Origin of the sequence: Halorubrum sp. ASP1, from assembly GCF_005435135.1 — an archaeon.
In the GTDB taxonomy this organism is placed as follows: Archaea; Halobacteriota; Halobacteria; order Halobacteriales; family Haloferacaceae; genus Halorubrum; species Halorubrum tropicale.
The window spans coordinates 424,346-443,722 of record NZ_SGUA01000001.1; the positions used below are offsets into that span (position 1 = coordinate 424,346).

At 71.1% G+C, this 19,377-nt stretch carries 15 protein-coding genes and 1 tRNA gene; 9 read left to right on the forward strand and 7 right to left on the reverse strand.

Annotated features, from left to right (window positions below):
• Nucleotides 1–39: 39 nt before the first annotated feature.
• Nucleotides 40–2,316 (reverse strand): ATP-dependent protease LonB, encoded by a 2,277-nt coding sequence (lonB, locus tag EXE48_RS02165; RefSeq protein ID WP_053772297.1) that lies wholly within the window; start codon nucleotides 2,314–2,316, stop codon nucleotides 40–42.
• 170 nt (nucleotides 2,317–2,486) lie between these two features.
• On the opposite strand from lonB, the gene EXE48_RS02170 reads away from it, so the two are divergent.
• Together EXE48_RS02170 and EXE48_RS02175 are read left to right on the forward strand one after the other, a co-directional pair.
• The gene (locus tag EXE48_RS02170) at nucleotides 2,487–3,017 is read left to right on the forward strand and encodes a nicotinamide-nucleotide adenylyltransferase (RefSeq protein ID WP_053772296.1); all 531 of its coding nucleotides are present in this window, start codon (nucleotides 2,487–2,489) and stop codon (nucleotides 3,015–3,017) included.
• Between the two features lie 107 nt (nucleotides 3,018–3,124).
• Nucleotides 3,125–3,958 carry an SAM hydrolase/SAM-dependent halogenase family protein gene (locus EXE48_RS02175; protein ID WP_053772295.1) on the forward strand — a complete coding sequence of 278 codons (834 nt, stop codon included), beginning with the start codon at nucleotides 3,125–3,127 and terminating at the stop codon, nucleotides 3,956–3,958.
• Between the two features lie 39 nt (nucleotides 3,959–3,997).
• Here EXE48_RS02175 and EXE48_RS02180 read toward each other — a convergent pair whose 3' ends face one another.
• Nucleotides 3,998–4,477 (reverse strand): DUF5793 family protein, encoded by a 480-nt coding sequence (locus EXE48_RS02180; protein ID WP_137704066.1) that lies wholly within the window; start codon nucleotides 4,475–4,477, stop codon nucleotides 3,998–4,000.
• 171 nt (nucleotides 4,478–4,648) lie between these two features.
• On the opposite strand from EXE48_RS02180, the gene EXE48_RS02185 reads away from it, so the two are divergent.
• From EXE48_RS02185 to EXE48_RS02200, 4 genes are all read left to right on the forward strand, one after another.
• Nucleotides 4,649–6,346: a type II/IV secretion system ATPase subunit gene (locus tag EXE48_RS02185; protein ID WP_053772293.1), complete on the forward strand. Its 1,698-nt coding sequence runs from the start codon at nucleotides 4,649–4,651 to the stop codon at nucleotides 6,344–6,346.
• Nucleotides 6,343–8,544: a type II secretion system F family protein gene (locus EXE48_RS02190; protein WP_137710663.1), complete on the forward strand. Its 2,202-nt coding sequence runs from the start codon at nucleotides 6,343–6,345 to the stop codon at nucleotides 8,542–8,544. Before EXE48_RS02185 ends, EXE48_RS02190 begins: the two co-directional genes overlap by 4 nt.
• A gap of 101 nt (nucleotides 8,545–8,645) precedes the next feature.
• On the forward strand, nucleotides 8,646–9,314 hold the full coding sequence (locus tag EXE48_RS02195; RefSeq protein WP_137710664.1) for a class I SAM-dependent methyltransferase: 669 nt from the start codon (nucleotides 8,646–8,648) through the stop codon (nucleotides 9,312–9,314).
• A gap of 60 nt (nucleotides 9,315–9,374) precedes the next feature.
• Entirely contained in the window at nucleotides 9,375–11,825 is a 2,451-nt protein-coding gene (locus tag EXE48_RS02200) for a methyl-accepting chemotaxis protein (protein WP_137710665.1), read from the forward strand.
• A 62-nt stretch (nucleotides 11,826–11,887) separates the two neighbouring features.
• On the opposite strand, the gene EXE48_RS02205 is transcribed toward EXE48_RS02200, so the two are convergent.
• Both EXE48_RS02205 and EXE48_RS02210 read right to left on the reverse strand, forming a co-directional pair.
• Complete coding sequence (locus EXE48_RS02205; protein WP_053772289.1) at nucleotides 11,888–12,172, reverse strand: hypothetical protein; 285 nt, start codon at nucleotides 12,170–12,172, stop codon at nucleotides 11,888–11,890.
• 14 nt (nucleotides 12,173–12,186) lie between these two features.
• The gene (locus EXE48_RS02210) at nucleotides 12,187–12,711 is read right to left on the reverse strand and encodes a DoxX family protein (RefSeq protein ID WP_053772373.1); all 525 of its coding nucleotides are present in this window, start codon (nucleotides 12,709–12,711) and stop codon (nucleotides 12,187–12,189) included.
• Between the two features lie 218 nt (nucleotides 12,712–12,929).
• Between EXE48_RS02210 and EXE48_RS02215 the strand changes: the two genes are divergently transcribed.
• Nucleotides 12,930–13,000, forward strand: a tRNA-Gly gene (locus EXE48_RS02215).
• Nucleotides 13,001–13,573: 573 nt separating this feature from the next.
• Here the strand turns inward: EXE48_RS02215 and EXE48_RS02220 are convergent.
• Nucleotides 13,574–14,647 (reverse strand): NAD(P)/FAD-dependent oxidoreductase, encoded by a 1,074-nt coding sequence (locus EXE48_RS02220; RefSeq protein ID WP_053772288.1) that lies wholly within the window; start codon nucleotides 14,645–14,647, stop codon nucleotides 13,574–13,576.
• 161 nt (nucleotides 14,648–14,808) lie between these two features.
• Between EXE48_RS02220 and EXE48_RS02225 the strand changes: the two genes are divergently transcribed.
• Nucleotides 14,809–15,126 (forward strand): hypothetical protein, encoded by a 318-nt coding sequence (locus EXE48_RS02225; RefSeq protein ID WP_121561992.1) that lies wholly within the window; start codon nucleotides 14,809–14,811, stop codon nucleotides 15,124–15,126.
• A 118-nt stretch (nucleotides 15,127–15,244) separates the two neighbouring features.
• Nucleotides 15,245–17,401, forward strand: coding sequence for a prolyl oligopeptidase family serine peptidase (locus tag EXE48_RS02230; RefSeq protein WP_137710666.1), 2,157 nt, complete (start codon nucleotides 15,245–15,247; stop codon nucleotides 17,399–17,401).
• Between the two features lies 1 nt (nucleotide 17,402).
• Here EXE48_RS02230 and EXE48_RS02235 read toward each other — a convergent pair whose 3' ends face one another.
• Together EXE48_RS02235 and msrA are read right to left on the reverse strand one after the other, a co-directional pair.
• Nucleotides 17,403–18,083 (reverse strand): metallophosphoesterase family protein, encoded by a 681-nt coding sequence (locus EXE48_RS02235; RefSeq protein ID WP_137710667.1) that lies wholly within the window; start codon nucleotides 18,081–18,083, stop codon nucleotides 17,403–17,405.
• A gap of 390 nt (nucleotides 18,084–18,473) precedes the next feature.
• Complete coding sequence (gene msrA, locus EXE48_RS02240; protein ID WP_053772284.1) at nucleotides 18,474–19,013, reverse strand: peptide-methionine (S)-S-oxide reductase MsrA; 540 nt, start codon at nucleotides 19,011–19,013, stop codon at nucleotides 18,474–18,476.
• Nucleotides 19,014–19,377: the final 364 nt, after the last annotated feature.

Here is a 19,377-nt window from a genome sequence, read left to right on the forward strand (position 1 = left end):
CGAGAACGAAAGCGGTCGGACCGCGAGGCCCGAGTCCGTCTACTGCGGGCTCGGGTTCGAGGGCCCGGAGACGTTGCCGTCCTTCAGCGCGGAGCCCGTGATCGACTTCAGCCGGGAGACGAGCGAGTCCTTCTCGGCCTCGCCCTCCAGCGCGATGTCGAGGACCTCGCTGATGTGCGAGACCGGGATGACCTCGATCATCTCCTCGTACTCGTCTTCGATCATCACGTCCTGCTCGTTGGCCGCGGGGATGATCACTCGGTCGCAGCCGGCCTTCGCGGCCGCCTCGATCTTGTGTGTGACCCCGCCGACGGGGAGCACGTCGCCGCGGACCGACAGCGAGCCGGTCATCGCGAGCGACTGGTCGACGCCGACGTCCTCCAGCGCGGAGATGACGGCGGTCGCGACCGTGATGGACGCGGAGTCGCCGTCGACGCCCTGCTGGCCCGTCTGGATGAACTGGATGTGGATGTCCTTCTCGGAGATGTTCTCGTCGGAGAACTTCTTGATGATCGCCGAGACGTTCTGGACCGACTCCTCGGCCATCTCCTTGAGCTGGCCGGTGGCGATCACCTGCCCGCCGCTCTGGGTCGGGGTCACCTCGGCCATCACCGGGAGCATGATCCCGGAGTCCTCGCCCATCACGGCGAGGCCGTTGACGCGCCCGGTGACGTAGCCGTCGGAGACCTGGAGCTCGTAGTCCTTCCGGCGCTCGATGTAGTCGTCGGCGAGCTGCTGTTCGATGGACCGCGAGCGCCCCTTCGCCTGGAGCACGTGGTCGCGGGTCGTGTAGTCGGCGTCCTCGCCCCGGGCGATGTCGCCCGCGACGCGGACCATCCCGCCGAGGTTCCGCATCTTCAGCGTGAGGTGACCCTTCCGGCCGGAGCGGCGCTTGGCCTCGAGGATGATCTCCTCGACGGCCTCCGCGGAGAACTCCGGCAGGCGGCCGTCCTTCGCGACCTCCTGGGCGATGAACCGCACGTACTTGCGGCGCATCTCCGGGGTGTCCTCGATGGTGTCCTCCATGTACACCTCGTAGCCGTACCCCTTGATACGGCTGCGCAGCGCCGGGTGCATGTTCTCCATCGCGTCGAGGTTCCCGGCCGCGATCATGACGAAGTCCGTCGGGACGGGCTCGGTCTGGACCATCGCGCCCGAGGAGCGCTCGGACTGGCCCGTGATCGAGAACTCGCCCTCCTGGATCGCCGTCATGAGGTGCTGCTGGCTGCGGATGTCGAGCGTGTTGATCTCGTCGATGAACAGCACGCCCTTGTTCGCCTTGTGGATGGCCCCCGCCTCGACGCGGTCGTGGCTGGGCGTCTCCATCCCGCCGGACTGGAACGGGTCGTGCCGCACGTCGCCGAGCAGCGCACCGGCGTGCGCGCCGGTCGCGTCGCGGAACGGCGCGGTCTTCGTGTCGCCGTTGTTCACCAGCAGGTTCGGGATCATCGCGTCCGACCCGCGGTTGAGGTAGCGGAAGACGAGGTACACCACGCCGGCCGCGATGATGCCGACGAGGATCTGGCCGACGATGATGAGCGCGTAGCCCAGCACGACGGCGATGATGATCCACATCAGCAGCGACCGCATCTGGTTGCGCTTGCGCGCCTCCTCGCGGTGCGCCTCGACGATCTGGTCGCCCTTGCCGGCCGGCACCGTCCGGACCTTCGGCTTGTTGCCGTCGTCGGGGTTGTGATACACCAAAACGTCCTGAAGCTCCTCCTTCGGGAGGAGTTCGGACATCGCCTTCGCGAGCATCGACTTCCCGGTCCCGGGCGAGCCGATCATCATCACGTGGCGGCGCTGCTTCGCCGCCTTGATGATCACGTCGCGGGCGTGCTCCTGCCCGATGACCTGGTCGACGAGCCGGTCGGGGATCTCGATCTCGGCCGTCGTGTCGATCTTGAGCCCGCCGAGGAGGTCGTCCTCGTCCGGGTCGTCCTCGATCTCGGCGCCCTCGACCTCGACGGTGCTACCGAGCTCGTCGATGTCGCCGTCGTCGGCCGGCTCCGCGGCGTCGCCGTTCCGGCCGCCGTCGGGACCCTCCCCGACGACGTCGGTCCCCTCGAACCCGTCGTCGTCGACGACGACCCCGTCGTCCCAGGGGTCCTCGCCGTCGGGGCCCGCGGCCGACTCGCCGTCGGAGTCCGCGGCCTCGTCGACGCCGGGCTCGTTCGCCGGACCGTCGTCGGGCTCGGGGTCGCCGCGCGTGGCGTCCTCGCCGTTCCCCGCCGGACTCGAGTCGTCGACGCCGCCGCGAGGCGGTTCGTCGGGGTCGTCGGCCGTCGGGTCGTTCGTGTCCTTCTCGTTGCTCATAGAATCGGGTAACGCTACCGAAAACGAAGGGGCGGCTACTGATATACTTTCTCCCCCCGGCCGTGTCGCCCCGGGGGCAATAAACCCCGCTTTGAAGCCGTATATCTCCCGATCTGGGGGCTCGACCGTTCCCACGGGGTTTATAAATGACGCCGACGGTACGTAGATTCATGCGGGGGTTCTACATCGGCCGGTATCAGCCGTTCCACGACGGCCACCAGCACATGGTGGAAGAGATCGCGGAGGAGGTCGACGAACTCGTCTTGGGTATCGGCTCCGCCGGCGACTCCCACACCACTCGGAACCCCTTCACCGCCGGCGAGCGCGTGATGATGGTGACGAAGGCGGTCGAGGAACTGGACGCCACCACCTACGTCGTCCCCATCGAGGACCTCGACCGGAACTCCGTGTGGGTGAGCCACGTCCAGAGCATGACACCCCGGTTCGACGTCGCGTACTCGAACAACCCGCTCGTGGTCCGCCTGTTCGAGGAGGCCGGCGTCGAGGTGCGCCAGTCCCCCATGTTCCGGCGCGACGTCCTGGAGGGGACCGAGCTCCGCGAACGCATGATCCGCGGCCGCGACTGGGAAGACCTGGTCCCCGACGCCGTCGTCGACGTGATCCGCGAGGTGGACGGCGTCGACCGCATCCGGCGGATCGCCGAGACCGACTCCAACGGCGACGAGCCCTCGGACCAGTAGCCGGGGAGACGGCGGCTCCGGCTCGCCGGCGTTCGACCGGCCGCGACGTGCGCCCGTCGAGACCGGCGCCCGTTCCTTTTAACCGCCCGCCGCACGCGGTCTCCGGTATGATCACGCTCACCTCGGACTTCGGCTCACCGTACCCCGCCGCGATGAAGGGAGTGATCCGCCGGCACACGGCCGCGGAACTGATCGACGTGGCCCACGACCTGCCGCGCGGGGACCCGCGCGCCGCGGCCTTCTGGCTCCGGTTCGTCCTCCCGGAGTTCCCGCCGGCGGTCCACTGCGCCGTGGTCGACCCCGGGGTCGGCACCGACCGCGACGCCCTCGTCGTCCGCGCCGGCGCGCACGTCCTCGTGGCCCCGGACAACGGGCTGGCGATGCCGCCGGCCCGGGCGCTGGCGGCCGACGAGTCCGACGTCGAGGCGTGGACGGTCGCGGTCGACGACCCCGCGAGCGAGACGTTCCACGGCCGCGACGTGTTCGCCCCGACCGCGGCGCGGATCCGGGCGGCGCTCGACCAGGCGGCGGACGGCGAGTCGACCGACGCCGACGCGGTCGGGGAGACGCTGGCGGGCATGGACGACCTGTCGCCCGCGAGCGACCCCGCGGACATCCGCTTCCCGGAGCCGACGGTCGAGCGCGACGAGGGAGGCGACGTGACCGCCGTCGACGGCGAGGTGCTCGCGATCGACCGGTTCGGCAACGTGATCACCAACGTCCCCGGCGACCTGGTCCGCGGCCGCGACTGGATCCGCGTCGACGGCGACCTCACGCCGGTCGCGGAGACGTTCGGCGCCGTCGAGCCCGGCGAGCGCCTCGTCACGGTCGGGAGCCACGGCTACGCGGAGTGCGACGTCAACGACGGCCGCGGCGACGGCGCGTTCGACCTCCGGCCGGGGGACTCGGTGCGGTTCGTCCCGGACAGCGTCAGCCTGTGAGCGCCGGGTGACTCGCCCGGCGTCGGCCGGTCGCGGCCGCTACAGTTCGACGCCCGAGGGGATCAGGCTCTCGCTGCGGAGCAGGTTCCCGTCAGGGTCGTACACGAGGAAGGTGTCCTTGTCGTAGGCGACGAGCCGATTGCCGTCCACGTCGATCTCGACGCGGTACCGGGCGTCGCCGTCGTCCGTCGCGTCGCGCGCGGCGTGGATGAACGGGAGGACGTCCGTCGCCGTCTCGTTGAGTTCGAGGATGAAGTCGCCGGTGTACCGGTTGGTGACGCCGACGACGCCCTCCGGGTCGTCCGCCTCGCCCAGCGGCTCGCGGAGCCGGAAGGCGACATCGATCTGGTCGGCCGTGAGCAGGTCGCCGTCGGCGGCGTCCCCGCTCTCGCCGCCGGAGAGCCGCTCGCGGAGCAGTTCCTCCGGCCCGTGGAAGTCGATCCGCACCAGCGGGGGCGACCGAGAGCCGGCGCCGCCGTCGACGCCCTCGACGGTCAGATCGAAGTAGTCACGCCGCATTTCCTATTGGTTGCTTTGCGGTCCGGCCGTATCAACGTAACGGGCGGCCGGGCGGCCCCGAGCCCCGGCGCCGCCGGAATCCGGAGCCGACCCGGGGCCGCGCCCCCGATGTCGGTCGTGATAATTGTCGGGGGTAGTTTAACTTCCCCCCGACTCTATGGCCCCGTATCCATGGCGAGTGACGCCGGCGGGAGCGACCTCGGCGACCGGATCGAGGACCTCCAGCGGCGCCTCTCGCACGCGTGGGAACTGCTCCAGGGGTCGACGCTCGACGTCCGCCCGTTCCGCCCGGGCGAGGACGGCCCGCTCGCCTCGTTCGTCGTCCCCGAGGACGAGCGCGAGGTCGACCGGTACTGGGTGAACGCCCCCTACGCGTACGTCGTGATCACCTACGACGAGGCGGAGAGCGAACACCGCTACTACGCGGTCGAGCCCGAACTCGACGCCTTCGAGCGCGACCTGCTCGACCGCGTCGTCGACGACATCCGCGACCCGCTCCTCTACCGCGAGGGGACCGGCAAGACCGACGAGGAGACGCTTAAATCCGAGCTGGAGGCGCTCCTTGAGGGGTACGGGGTCGAGGTGGGGATGGACTCCTTCCACGCGCTCGCGTACTACCTCTACCGCGACTTCCGCGGCTACGGGAAGGTCGACCCCCTCCTCAACGACCGCCACATCGAGGACGTCTCCTGTGACGGGTACGACCTCCCCATCTTCGTCTACCACGACGAGTACACGGACGTCGAGACGAACGTCTCGTTCGGCCAGGAGGCGCTCGACAGCTACGTGATCCGGCTCGCCCAGCAGTCGGGGCGCCACGTCTCCGTCGGCGACCCCATCGTCGAGACGACGCTGCCCGACGGGTCGCGGGCGGAGCTCGCGCTCGGCGAGGAGGTGACGCCGCGGGGGTCGGCGTTCACCATCCGCCAGTACGCGGAGGACCCGTTCACGCCCGTCGACCTCGTGGAGTACGGGACCTTCTCGATCGAGCAGATGGCGTACTTCTGGCTCTGTATCGAGCACAACAAGAGCCTCATCTTCGCGGGCGGCACGGCATCCGGGAAGACCACCTCGATGAACGCGGTGTCGATGTTCGTCCCCCCGCGCGCGAAGGTGCTCACCATCGAGGACACCCGAGAGCTCTCCCTGTACCACGACAACTGGCTCTCGGCGGTCACCCGCGAGCGCCGGTACGAGGGGACCGACATCGACATGTACGACCTGCTGCGCTCGGCGCTGCGTCACCGCCCCGAGTACATCGTCGTCGGCGAGGTCCGCGGCGAGGAGGCGATCACGCTGTTCCAGGCGATGAACACCGGCCACACCACGTTCTCGACGATGCACGCCGACTCGATCGAGACGGTGATCAACCGGCTGGAGAACGAGCCGATCAACGTCCCGCGGGCGATGGTCCAGTCGCTCGACATGCTCTCGGTCCAGACGCTCACGCGCTCCGACGACGAGCGCGTGCGCCGCGCGAAGACGATCGGCGAGATCGGCGGCATCGACCAGCGGACGGGCGAGCTGGACTACTCCTCGGCGTTCGAGTGGGTGCCCGACGCCGACACGTTCCGCCGGAACGACTCCTCGCTGTTAGAGGAGATCGCCGACGAGCGCGGCTGGTCGCGCTCGGAGCTGCTGCGCGAGGTCCGGCGGCGCGAGCGCTTCCTCGAACTGCTCTCCGCGCTCGGCATCGACGACTACCGGACGTTCACCGCCCTCGTCAACGAGTACTACGCCGACCCCGACCGCGTGATGGAGCGGCTCGACGATCGCGCCGCCGCGGCCGACGGCGTCGACGCCGACGACCTCGCGGCCGAGGAGGGTCGCGCCGCCGGCGACCCGACGGCGGACCCCGCGGACGGATGATCGCGTACCTCCCCCTGGCCGCCGCGGTCGCGGCCTGTCTCGCGCTCGCGCTCCCGCTCGTCGACGACCGGGCGGACCTGTTCGTCACCCGCGTCGCGCTGACGGCGTTCGGCGACTACGTCGGCGAGAACGAGGCGCGGCGGCGGGCCCAACGCGACCGGATGCGCGCGGCCCACGTCGCCGGCACGACCCACCGCGTCTACGCCTCGCGGACCCTGTTGTACGCCGCCGTCCTCGGGGTCGCCGGCAGCGTGATCGGGGTGTACGCGGCCGCGGGGCTGCTCGCCGCGCTCGACGTCGGCGAGGCGGCGATCCGCGAGGCGCTCCCGGCCGCGGTCGAGTTCGTCGCCGTCGTCGCGCGCCTCGCCGACCTCGGGCTCGGGCGGCTGTTCGTCCTGCTCGCGGTCGTCTCCGCGACGGTGGGGTCCGGGCTCGCGCTCGGCGCGTACGTCGCCCGGTGGCAGCTGCTCGACCAGCGGGCCGCGGCGCGCGCCGCCGAGATAGACGCCACCCTGCCGCGGACGGTCGCGTTCATGTACGCGCTCTCGCGCTCGGGGATGGCGTTCCCGCGGGTGATGGACACGCTGGCGCAGAACGAGGCGGTGTACGGCGAGGCCGCCACGGAGCTGTCGGTCGCGGTGCGCGACATGAACGCCTTCGGGACCGACGCGCTCACCGCGCTCCAGCGCATCTCGCGGCGGACGCCCAGCGACGACCTGGCGGACTTCTCGGAGAACCTCGCCTCCGTCCTCGGCACCGGGCAGTCGGTGTCGTCGTTCCTCGACGACCAGTACGAGCGCTACCAGGCGGAGGCGGAGGCCAAACAGGAACAGTACCTGGAGCTGCTCTCGACGTTCGCCGAGGCGTACGTGACCGCGCTCGTCGCCGGCCCGCTCTTTTTCATCACCATCCTCGTCGTCATCGGGCTGGTCTTGCAGGACACGCTCCCGCTCCTCCGCGTCGTCGTCTACTTCGGCGTGCCGCTCGCCACCTTCGGCTTCGTCGTCTACGTCGACAGCGTGACGCAGGGCGTCGGCGGCACCGAGACCGTCGCGGCGTCGTCGCTCGACGACCCCGACACCCCGTCGGTCACCGGGGTGCGCCACGCGACGGACGAACCGGGCGACCGCGGCGGCTCCCCGCGGTTCGACGGCGGCGCGGCGGCCGGCCGGGAGGCGAGCGCCCCGGGCGACGGGCCGAGCGCGACCGGCGCGGGCGCCGGCCGCCGGGCCGAGAACCGCGAGCGGCTCCGGGTCTACGACCGACTCCGCTGGGTGCGGCGGCTGGCCGCCTCGCCGGTCGAGACGGTGCTGGACTCGCCGCGGACGGTGCCGCTCGCCGCGGTCCCGGTCGCGGTGGTCGGCCTGCTCGTCTTCGCGTTCCCGGTCACGCTCGGGACCCCCGTGGAGATGGTCGACCAGATCGACGGGCCGACCGTCGTCGCGACGGCGCTCGTCCTCGCGGCGTACGCGGTGGCCTACGAGTCCGGCAAGCGCCGGGTCCGGCGCGTCGAGTCCGCGGTGCCGGACTTCCTCGACCGCCTCGCCAGCGTCAACGAGGCGGGGACCGCCGTGGTCGGCAGCGTCCGCCGCGTCGCCGACTCGAACCTGGAGGCGCTGACCGAGGACCTGCGCCGGACCCGCCGCGACATCGACTGGGGGGCGGACGTCTCGACCGCGCTGCGCCGGCTGGAGCGCCGGGTCCGGTCCCCGATGACCTCCCGGGCGGTCGCGCTCGTCACCAACGCGATCCGGGCGAGCGGCGACGTCGGACCCGTCCTCCGGATCGCCGCCGACGAGTCGCGCGCGACCTGGTCGCTCCGCCGCGAGCGCCGGCAGGTGATGCTCACCTACCTCATCGTCATCTACATCTCCTTCCTCGTGTTCCTCGGCATCATCGCGGCGCTTTCGGTGTCGTTCATCCCCGCCATCGAGGCGGCGGGCGTCCCGGGGACCGGCGGCCTCCCGGACGCCGGGACCGGGGTGCCGAGCGGCCCGGGCGGGATCACGGACGGGATCGGCGACATCGACGTGGCGGTCTACGAGCAGCTGTTCTTCCACGCCGCGTCGATCCAGGCGGTCTGCTCCGGGCTTGTCGCCGGCCAGCTCGGGGAGGGGTCGGTCCGCGACGGCGTGAAACACGTCGTGGTGCTGCTCGCGCTCACGCTCGTCGCGTTCGCCGCGATCGGCGTGGCGTGACGCGGCGGTCCCGGTCGGGCCGGTCGCGCCGACGCGCCGTCGCTCCGGACGGACTCGGCCGCGGCCGCACGAGCTAAACCGGTCGCGGTCGACGGGAACGTATGGACTCCGATCCGGGGGGCGACGCGGGGTCGACGGGCGACCCGCGGGCGACGTACGACCGCATCGCGGCGCACTTCTCGAAGACGCGGGAGTACGCCTGGCCTGAGGTCGAGTCGTTCCTCGACGGCCGGTCGGGGGCGGTCGCGCTCGACGTCGGCTGCGGGAACGGGCGGCACACGGAGGCGCTCGCGGCGCGCGCCGAGGCCGCCGTCGGCGTCGACCTCAGCCGCGGGCTGCTCGACGAGGCGGTCGCCCGCGCCCGCGAGCGGGGGTACTTGGACGCGACTGCGTTCGTCCATGGGGACGCGGCCGCGCTGCCGGTCCGCGACGGCGCGGTCGACCTCGCGGTCTACGTCGCCACGCTCCACCACCTCTCGCCCCGGGCCGCCCGCGTCGAGAGCCTGAACGAACTGGCCCGGGTCCTCGCGCCGGGCGGGACCGCGCTCGTCAGCGCGTGGAGCACGGCGCACGACCGCTTCGACCGCGAGGAGGGGTTCGACACGACCGTCGACTGGACGCTGCCGGGCGGCGAGACGGTCCCCCGGTACTATCACATCTACTCGCCGTCCGAGTTCGAGTCCGACCTCGCGGAAAGCGACCTCGAACCGCACCACGTGACGGTTTCGAGCGGGAACTGCTACGCGGAGGCGTCGCCGCCGGACCGCTGATTATCACGAGAGATACCGCAGGGGGTGGATTAAAGAGTCCCTGTCGACCGCCTGATGGTAATGGCTGACACTTTCCTCGAACGGGTCCTGCGTCGGGTCGCGCCCGACGCGGTCGCCCGGAGTTACCTCGCGAAGTTCCTCGTCGCCCTCGTCGTCGTCGTCCTCGCCATCGGGGCCGTCGGGGCCGTCACGTACGCCGAGACGACGGACCAGCTCGAATCGAACGCGCAGGGGGACTACACGGCCGTCGCGGAGCTGAGCGCCACGGAGCTCGACGGCTGGGCGAGCGACCGCCGCTCGGTGCTCACGGAGATCGCCGACAACCACGCGTTCTCCCAGGACCCCGCCCAAGTCGACAGCTACCTCTCCTCGCACCTCTCGCGGACCGCCGAGTCGGTCACCGCCCTCCACTTCGTCGACCGCGACGAGAGCGCCGTCCTCGCCAGCACCGACCGAGAGGCCGGCGAGTCGGTCACCTCGCAGGCGTGGTTCGACGACGACCTCCTGTTCGCGGACGACGTGTTCACGAGCCCCACCTACATGGTCGACGGCGAGCGCCGGATCGCGTACGTCGCGTCGACCCCGCTGCGGGAGTACCTCGTGATGGAGATCTCGCTCGCCCCCGTCACCGAGGACTTCCGTCAGCCCACCGAGAGCGCGTTCACGACCATCGTCCAGCCCGACGGCCGGATCGCGGCGAGCAACGCCGACTACGTCTCCGGGATCCGCTACGACACCGACGTTCGCTCGGCGATGCTCGACGACACGCGGGCCGTCGGGTTCCTCCCGTCGGCCACGTTCAGCTTCGCCGACGGCGGCGAGTACCTCGTCGCGTACGCGCCCTTGGAGACCGAGGAATGGTACGTCGCGGTCCACGTCCCGCTCTCCGAGGCGTACGCCCTCTCGGGGATGATCGGTCGGAACCTGCTCCTCATCGTCGGCGTCGCGATCGTCGGGCTCGGGCTGCTCGGCCTGACGCTCGGCCGCGGCACCGTCGCAGAGCTGAACCAGCTCCGGGTGCGGGCGACGGCGCTGGCCGACGGCGACCTCGACGTCGACTTCCACACGGAGCGGCGCGACGAGTTCGGCGACCTCTCCGCGGCGTTCGCCACCATGCGCGACTCGCTGCGCGACCAGATCCAGTCGGCGGAGACGCAGCGGGAGCGCGCCGAGGCGGCGAAGGCGGAGAGCGAGGCGTTCGCGGAGCGGCTGGAGTCGCGCGCCGGGGACTTCGGCGAGACGATGGCCGCCTGCGCGGACGGCGACCTCACCGCGCGGCTGGAGGCCGACCCCGAGGACCCCGAGGCCCTCCGCGACATCGCCGCGGAGTTCAACGACGCGATGGACGAACTGGAGGCCGCGATCGCGGAGGTCGACGCCTTCGCCGTCGAGGTGGCCGACCGCAGCGAGGCGGTGACCGACGGCACCGACGAGGCCGCGGCCGCCGGCCGGGAGACGAGCGACGCGGTCGACGAGATATCCGCCGGCGCGGAGCGGCAGAGTCGGCGGCTGGCCGAGGTGGCCAGCGAGATGGAGGACATGTCGGCGACCGTCGAGGAGGTCGCGGCCTCCGCCGACGAGGTGGCGACCACCTCCCGGCAGGCCGACGCGCTCACCGAGGAGGGCCGCGAGGCGGCGGCCGACGCGGTCGAGGAGCTCCACGGCATCGAGGCGCGCTCGGAGTCGGCCGCGGAGACGATCGAGCGGCTCGAGTCCGAGATGGCGGAGGTCGACGAGATCGTCGAGACGATCTCGGAGATCGCCGACCAGACGAACCTGCTCGCGCTCAACGCCTCGATCGAGGCGGCCCGCGCGGGCGAGGCCGGCTCCGGCTTCGCGGTCGTCGCCGAGGAGGTGAAGTCGCTCGCCGAGGAGACCCAGGAGTCCGCCGCCGAGGTCGAGGCCCTGATCGAGAGCCTCCGCGAGCGCACCGACGAGAGCGTCGACGAGATGGCCGCGATCCGCGACGGGGTCGACGACGGGGTCGGCGTCGTCGAGGACGCCGAGGACGCGCTCGAAGAGGTCTCCGAACGGGTGAGCGAGGCCGACGACGGCGTCCAGGAGATCTCCGGGGCGATGGACGCGCAGGCGGCGTCGGTCAACGAGGTGACCGGCGCGGTCGACGAGCTCGCGGGCGTGAGCGAGCAGACCACCGCCGAGGCGACCACCGTCGCGTCCGCCGCCGAGGAGCAGGCGGCCACGCTCGGCGAGGTCTCCGAGCAGGCGCACGACCTCCACGAGCGCGCCCGCGACCTGCGGGAGATGACCGAGGACTTCGAAGTCGACGCCGACGAGGCCGCCGCCGGCGACGCGGCGGCGTCAGCCGACGCCGGGGCCGTGGCGCTCGACGCCGACACCGCGTTCTCGTTCGGCGCCGACGAGGAGGCGTCGGACGCCGCGGCCGCGAGCACGGACGGCGGCACCGACACCGACGCGAGCGGCTCGGAGACAGAGACTGGAGCCGGATCGGAGCAGTCGCTCGACGAGCGCGCGCGTTCAACAGAAGAGTGACCGTCGTCGTCCGCGACGGCGCGTTCCGCCGGTGTCGTCGCGGTCGGCGGTTCCCGCGCGATTCAGTCCGCCATCGACTCGTGGCTGACGCCTCGGTCGTCCGGGAGCGGCGCCACGAGCCGGTACGCCGCGTAGAGGCCGAGCACCGCGATGCCGGCCAGCACGAAGCCGGTGCGGATCTCCGGCGCGATCAGCGGCGTCGCGACCACGTCGCCCGCCTCGTTCTTCATCGGGACCGGGGCGAACGGCTGCCCGGCCAGCGTCTCGACCAGTCCGAGGACCGCGATGCCGAACAGCATCAGTCCCGCGCTCAACGCCCGTGCCGCCTTGTCGATGATGTCTGTCATTTTCGGTCACCTCGTTAGCCGAGCAGGTACCGCAGCTTGGGGTTCTGTTTGACGAGCTCCGTGTCCTCGATGATCGCGTCGAGGCCGTAGTACCGACCGGCCGCGAGCACGATCACCGTCATGAACAGCAGCAGGCCCATCAGGTCGCTGTTGACGACGCCGTGGCCGAACCCGGCGTTGCCGACCCAGAACAGGATCATGAAGATGACCCCGCCGAAGGCGGCGAAGCGGGTGAGCGCCCCGGCCATCAGCGCGAGGCCGATGAGCGTCTCGAAGAGGGGCACACCGGGCTCGATGAGCCACGCGAGGTTGTTCCCCATCCAGACCGGGATGCCGCCGAGGACCGTCCCGCTCATCTGTTGCATGTACGCCGGGCCGTAGCTGTACGCGAACCCGTCTGTGATGATCTTCGTCACGCCGGCGTGGAAGAACCACCAGCCGGTGACGACGCGGAGGAACGCGATCCAGTACGTCGCCCAGGGTCCCTCCAGCGCGAACTCGACCTCGCCGACCAGCGGATTGCTCGATTGGTATGACATCGGTGTCACCTCACGGGTGTACGTTGGGTGGCTACCCACATAGGTGCCGAACAGATTTCTAAGCCGCTGAAAAGCGTTCTAACGCGCTGGGAGGGGTCCACAGTATCAGGGGCCTTTAAGTACTACTGCCAGTCACGGTCGCGGCTCGTCCCGTCAGAACACGGAACGCTTATGAAAGCCGTTCCGCCTACGTGTAGGTGCGCCATCGACCGACGCGAGCGCCGGTGGTCTAGTGGTAGGACCTGAGCCTTCCAAGCTCATGGCCCGGGTTCAAATCCCGGCCGGCGCACTCACTTCGTTCGTGCGCCGCCCGTACTCCCACTCGCTCGCTTCGCTCGCTCGCGGGAGTCCCGGCCGGCGCAGTTCTCGGACACAACGAACCGGAAACGACTGCGACGAGTGAGTCCGTGCGTCAGGATGCGCAGAGGGATTTGAATCAGAGAGCGAGCGGAGCGAGCGACCGTGGTTCAAATCCCGGCCGGCGCACTCACTTCGTTCGTGCGCCGCCCGTACTCCCACTCGCTCGCGGGAGTCCCGGCCGGCGCATCTCTCGAACGTAGTGAGAGAAACTGCCGCGGGATTTGAACCGTATCAGTCGCGCGCAGCGAGCGAGCACGTCTGGTTCCGGTTCAAATCCCGACTGGCGTACGAAGGAGTGAGTGCGCCCCCCGACCTCTCGCTCGCAATCGGGGTGCTCGCGTCCCTCGCACCTCGCACCGCCCGCGAGAGCCACGGCCGGCGCAGCTCTCGGACAAACCGAGAGACGCCTCCGTGGGATTTGGATCCCATCGGCCGCGCGCAGTGCGCTCTGCGAGAGGTCCGGAGTCTCTCTCGACGAGTTCCGCTGAAAAGTCGGCGGCGATCAGTCGTCGGTGGCCGGCGCCTCGGCCCCCTCGGCCTCGGCGGACTCGCGCGGCCCGCCCGCGTGCCCCTCGTGGGCGACGGCGGTCGCCATGAGGTGGGGCGGGATGGCGGGCACCTCGTCCTCGCCGACGGGGCCGTCGCGCGCGATCTCCTCGGTCGAGCGCGGGAACTCCCGGATCTCCTTGTGGATCGCGAGGCCGGCCTTCGCCCCCTGGCCCATCGCGACCGGCACCTGGTTGTGGCCCGGCGTGATGTCGCCGACCGCGAACACGCCGTCCTCGCTGGTGCGGCCGTGGTCGTCGACGGCGATGGTGCCGTCGTCGTTGAGGTCGCAGCCCAGCCCCTCGGCGAGGACGGTGTTGTAGTCGGAGCCGTACATCGCGAAGCCGCCGCGGTACTCGCGGCGCGTGCCGTCCGCGAACTCCAGCGCCTCCAGCCAGCCGGTGTCGGGGTCGTTCTCGACGCCCTCGACCTCCTCGGTGACGACGTCGACGGGGTGCGCCTCCAGCTGCGCGGCGGTCTCCTCGCTCCACGTCGGCTCCTCGCCGCGGGTCAGCACGTCCACGTCGTCGGTGACGTTGAGCATGATCATCGCGACGTGGGCGGCGGCCTCGCCGTGGCCCATCACGTACACCGGTTCGTCGGCGAACATGTAGGCGTCGCAGTGGAGGCAGTAGTGGAGCCCCTTGCCCGTCCGCGGGAGCGGCGGGTCCGGGCGCTCGTCGGAGAACCCGGTCGCGAGGACGACGCGGTCCGCCACCAGTTCGGCGTCGTTCGTCTCCAGTCGGAACCGGTCGTCGTCGGTGCGCTCGACCTCGGTGACGAAGCCGCGCTCGAAGGTGCCGCCGTACGACTCCACCTGTTCGCGCCCGGTGGCGAGGAACTCGTTGCCGGAAACGTCCTCGGTGACGCCGATCACGTTGTGCGTGTCGGCCATCATCGCCGCGCGGCCGCCGCCGCGGTCGATCAGCACCGTCTCGTGGCCCAGTCGGGCCCCGTACAGCGCCGTCGTCAGCCCGGCCGGCCCGCCGCCGACCACCGCGATCTCGTACTCGTCGTCGGACGAACTCATTACCGCTCGTAGGCGACCCACCGGGTTAAATACCGTCTTGTTGTGCGCGTCCCGCGGCCAACCCCGTTCGCTCCGCGCCGGAAGGTGGATCGACGCCCGACCGTGACGGCTTCCGCCCCCCGTCCGGAGGTTTATTGGTGCGTACCGCGTTCGCTCGGTCAGTGGTCACTCGTCTCGCCCTCGCCGTGTGCCTCCTCCTCGTCGGCATCGCCGCCGATGTGGGCACGACCTACGTCGCGCTCTCGGGCAGCGAGTACGTCGAGGGGTCGCCAGTCGGCCGCCTGTTCATCTCCCGGTTCGGCCTCCTCGGCGGGATGCTCCTCACGAAGGTCGTCGGCATGGCCGTCATCGGGCTCCCGGTCGCGGTCGCCGGCGGCACGCGACGGTTCGTCGCCACCCTGATGTGCGGCGGCGTCGGCGCGCTCTCGCTGGCCGTCGCCGCGCGGAACCTGCTGTTCGTCGCGGGCCTGTGGCCGTGAGGGACCCGGCCGTGGCTCGGCCGTGACGCGTCTGCCTCGGACCCCGCGACGCGAGCGGATCGGCGGCCTCGGCCGCCGCGACCCCAGCGGTTTTGCGTCGCCGGCGACACCGATCCGTATGCCACGCGAATCCGCTCCGGCCCGCTCTCCGCCGGAGACGCGCCGCGAGGTCGTCACGGAGACGCTCCACGGGGTCGACGTCGACGACCCGTACCGATGGCTCGAAGGCGACGGCGAGGCGGTCGACCAGTGGGTCGACGCCCAGAACGCCCACGTCGACGAGACGCTGGACGACGCGCTCCGGGACCGGCTCCGCCCGCGCTTCGAGGACCTCGTCGAGGTGGCCGACTACGGCCCTATCGCCGTCCGCGAGGGGCGCTACTTCGCGACGGTCCGCGAGCCCGGGGCCGACCACGCCCGCCTCGTCGTCCGCGACGCTCCCGACGGCGACGGCCGCCTCCTCGTCGACCCGAACGCTTGGGCCGCGAACCGCGACGAGGGGCGTCCGCCGCGGTCGATGGCGTGGTACGTCCCGTCGCACGACGGCGAGCGCGTCGCGGTCGGCGTCACCGAGGGCGGCGACGAGAACTACGACGTGCGAGTCCTGTCGGTGCCCGACCCGACTGAATCGCCGGCATCCGAGGGCTCGGGAGGCTACGGTGCGGGCGTCGAGGAGGTCGCGGTCCTCCCCGAGCGCGGCCGCGTCAACGCGGGGGGCCTCGCCTGGACGGCCGACGGCGAGGGGGTCGTCTACGTCGCGACCGGCGGCGCGGCCGACGGCGCGCAGATGGACAAGGAGATCCGCCGGTTCCGGCTCGCGGACGGTCCCGAGGCGGAGGAACTCCTGCTCGAACACGACGACCAGCACGTCTGGCCGCGGGTCACGGTCGACCCCGACTCCGGGCTGCTCGCGGTCGCCTTCTCCGAGATGGTGGGGGGAACCGAGTGGTACGTCCACGTCGACGGCGACCTCCGCCCCGTCCTGACCGACACCGACGCCGAGACGTCGGTCCAGTTCCACGACGGGACGGCGTTCGTCTCGACCGACCACGGCGCGCCCCGGCGGCGGGTGCTCGCCTGCTCGGTCGACCGCTTCCGCGAGGGCGACCTCTCCTTCGAGGAGTGCCGCGAGCTGCTCCCCGGCGGCGAGGGGATCATCCAGTCGGTGGCGCCGACTCCCGAGCGCCTCCTCGTCCACCGCCAGCGCGACGCCCACTCGCGGCTCTCCGTCCACGACCGCGACGGGACGCACCTGCGCGACGTGTCGCTGCCGTCGTACTGCTCCGTCACGTGGGTCTCCGGGAACCGCGACGCGCCCGAGGCGTTCTTCGGGCTCACCGGCTTCGACCGGCCGCCGGCGGTCCGGGCGCTCGACCTCGACGGCGGGGCGGACGCGAAGGACGAACTGGCGTCGACGGAGGTCGACTCCGTCGACCTCCCCGTCCCTGACGACCTCGTCGTCGAACAGCGGTTCGTCGACTCGACGGACGGCGCCGAGGTGCCGGTGTTCGTCTGCTACCGCGAGGACGCCGCCGTCGACGGCCCGCGCCCGACGCTGCTGTACGGCTACGGCGGCTTCCGGAACAGTATCACCCCGTCGTTCGGCCGGTTCCGGCTGCCGTTCCTCGCGGACGGTGGCGCGTTCGCGGCGGTGTGCGCCCGCGGCGGGTACGAGTACGGCGAGCCGTGGCACGAGGCCGGGATGCTCGCGGAGAAACAGCACACCTTCGACGACTTCGTCGCGGCCGGGGAGGCGCTCTGCGCGTCCGGGCTGACCGACACTGACCACCTGGCGGTCGCCGGCGGGTCGAACGGCGGGCTCTCGGTGGGCGCGGTGGTCACCCAGCGCCCGGACCTGTGGGCCGCCGCGCAGTGTGCGGTCCCCCTGCTGGACATGCTCCGGTTCCACCGCTTCCTGCTCGGGGAGTCGTGGACGACGGAGTACGGCCACCCGGAGGACCCGGAGGCGTTCGAGTACCTCCGCGCGTACTCGCCGTACCACAACGTCGACGCCGACGAGTCGTATCCGCCTGTCTACTTCACCACGGCCGCGAGCGACACGCGCGTCCACCCCTCGCACGCGCGGAAGATGACCGCGCGGCTCCAGAACGAGGCCGCGGGCGGGCCGTTCCTGCTGCGGACGAAGTCGGCCACCGGGCACGGCGTCGGCAAGCCCGCCTCGATGATCGTCGACGAGCAGACGGACTCGTGGGCGTTCTGCTACGAGCAACTGGGCGTGAGCCCGGACGCCGCGGCGACCGCCGACCGGGACTGACCTACCTGCCCTCGTAGAGCCGCTCCGCCGTCGTCTCGGGGAGGCCGGCCTCCCGGACCGCGGCCGCGACGCGGTCCACGTCGTACTCGACGCGGTGCGTCTCGACTGCGTCGCTCCCGTCGGCCGTCGCATCGAGGACGGCGTAGCCCGCCCGCGGGTCGCCGTCGCGCGGCTGGCCGACGCTGCCCGGATTGCACACGAAGCCGCCGGCCACGTCGCGGCACCCCTGAACGTGGGTGTGGCCGAGGACGATCCCGTCGTACTCGCCCATGTGCCGGTCGAGGTTCGGGAACTCCTCCGGGTAGACGTAGGCGTCCTCGCGCTCGGCGGCGGGGTGCGAGTGGACGAGCAGGTACCGGTCGCCGGCGAACGTCTCCGTCCGCGGGAGGGCGTCGATCCACTCGCGCTGGTCGGCCGACAGCGACGCCTTCGCGTGCTCGAGGCCGGCCTCGGCCATCCGGTTGGCGCTGTACCGGTGCGGGCTCTCGACGGTGCGGTCGTGGTTCCCCCGGACCGTCGCGGCCGCGACCTCGCGCACGCGCTCGACGCACTCGGCCGGCCACGGGTTGTAGCTGACCACGTCGCCCGCGCAGTAGATCCGGTCGACGGCGGGCATGTCGTCGAGGACCGTCTCCAGCGCCGGGAGGTTCGCGTGAACGTCCGAGATGAGGCCGACCTTCATCGGAGATGGGTTCGGCCGGCGAGAGGGAATAGGTTGTGGCGCGACGCGAGGACTTGTACTGGGATCCCGGCGCGTGCCTGCGAGTGGCCGCCGAAGGCGGCCGCGAGGAGCACGCGCGAGGGAGTCGGCCGACCGCAGGGAGGCCGACGAGGCTGGGGAGGCGTGAGGTGCGGTCGCGGTGCGGGGTGGGACTCGAAGGGGCAGTCGCGAGGGCGAAGCACGGCGACGTAAGCACTGAACGAGGGAGCGAACGCAGTGAGCGACCGAGTGAAGCGCGCAACGAGCCGCGCGAGTCCTCGCGACTGGGGCTTCGGCGGTGTTCACCGGCGGTCCGCGTTCAGCTATTTATAAGTGAGCGACTGGATCTTCGGCGGTGTTCCGTCCCGTCACTTACGCCTTCACCTTCTCGCGGAAGCGCTCGCGGACCTTCTCTACCTTCGGCTGCGCGTGCATCGTACAGTAGGCGTCGGCCGGGTTCTTCTCGAAGTAGTCCTGGTGTTTCTCCTCGGCGCGGTAGAACGTCTCCAGCCGCTCGAGTTCGGTGACGACGTCGTCGTCGTAGCCGCCCTCCTCGTCGAGCGCCGCGATGTACTCCTCGGCGAGCCGGCGCTGCTCGTCGTCGTGATACAACACGATCGACCGGTACTGGCTCCCCACGTCCGGCCCCTGTCGGTTCAGCTGGGTCGGGTCGTGGACGGTGAAGAAGATCTCGAGGATCTCCTCGTAAGAGAGCGCCTCGGGGTCGTACTCGACCTGAACGACCTCGGCGTGGCCGGTGTTGCCGGTACACACCTCGCGATAGCTCGGGTCCTCGACGTGGCCGCCGGCGTAGCCGGAGGTGACGCGCTCGACGCCGTCGAGTTCCTTGAACGCCGCCTCGACGCACCAGAAGCAGCCGCCGCCGACCGTCGCGGTCTCGGTGTCGGTCATGGACTCGTGTTGGCGTCGGAGACGTATTAATGGCGCGTGGCCGGAAAGCCGAGACTCGACTCGTTCGTTTATTCATAACCGATCGCTGCTAACTCGTCGGGGAACACCTCGAAGGGGCAGTCGGGAGGCGGACGCACGCTCGCTGCGCTCCTCGGTCGCTCACTCTGTTCGCTCCCTGTGGTGCTTGCGTCGCCTGCGCCCGCCTCCCGACTGCCCCTTCGAGCCCCACCCGACCGCACCGCAACCGCACCTCACACCTCCCCAGCCTCGTCGGCCTCCCTGCGGTCGGCCGACTCCCTCGCGCGTGCTGCTCGGCCGCGGTGCGACCTCGCAGGCACGCGCCACCGCAGGTCGATTCATGACC